This window comes from Oleiphilus sp. HI0132, assembly GCF_001635845.1.
In genome coordinates this window covers 1-1,043 of the sequence record NZ_LWGJ01001874.1, presented here as the reverse complement: position 1 = coordinate 1,043, position 1,043 = coordinate 1, and the positions used below count along the sequence as shown (strand labels likewise).

The window sequence follows — 1,043 nt, the reverse complement described above, 5'->3', positions numbered from 1 at the left end:
GGTAACTAATACCATCGTTAAATGAAACTGCACTGCTAGCCGCTTCGTTTGTCGTCCATTTCACTACAGCTACTGTATCTGAAATATCAGTAACCGTTGGCCCGGCGACGATTAGAGGAGGGTTCAAGTCTGCCGCTGCTAGCGTTTTAACTCTACTAATATGGCTCTGAGTTGGGCCATTACCGCTAATATCAGTAACTTCTACTGACACCGCATAGGTCTGATTCGAGTTTAGATCACCTACAGTCAAGTTATGGCAGCGAGAGAAGTCATTAAGTAAATACTCAGCTCCGTCAACGATAAACTTTCCTTGCACTGGCTCATTAGCACAAAAAGCCACCGTAAACTGGGTTTCTCCGATAGACGTCGCTGCTAAAGGTTGGACAAACTGTGGCGCTAATGAGTCAGCACTAATACTTTGAGTGGTAAAGCTTAGAACTTGCGTTTCAGAACTATTGTTTTGTGCGTCTCGTGTCGAAATATTTACGTCATAATCGGTGTTTGAATCCAGGTTATTAATAACAACGCTATGTTCTGTTAGAAAACGGTTATTTTTAAAAACCGCTCCACCAACCACTTGAACTGTACTTCTAGCCGGTTCATCGGTCTGCCATTCTATTACCACAGATTGGTTGCTAATATTTTTAACATAAGGCCCGGCAATAGTTTTCGGTATTATGCTATCAAGTAGAACTAGCTCCTGGTCGAGACTAAGCGCGTTGTTAAGGGCAAGATCAGATCTTACAAAGGTCGCAAAGCCACTTTCGATTGTTGGAGTATAGGTAAGGTCATACAAGCAGTCAGTGCTGTCTGGGTAAAAACCGGATTCAATACAGGTATCACTAGGGAACAGCAACATAACATAGTTGCCTTCAGCATCTGTACTAGCACTACCACTGGCATGATCCAAACTACGTGTCGATAACTGAAGTAGGGGGCCTTGCTCAGGACCGTGCCAGACCGTGCTGGTTTCGATTGATACATTGGGGATAGGGGCTTTATTAGTATCAAGTACCTTGCCAGACAGGACAAGAAAATCGAAC

General features: G+C 43.8%; 1 protein-coding gene. It reads right to left on the bottom strand.

Going from position 1 to position 1,043, the window contains the following annotated elements:
- Window positions 1-1,043 (bottom strand): hypothetical protein (locus tag A3766_RS31760; protein WP_197479822.1); only part of this gene is annotated, 1,043 nt, incomplete at both ends.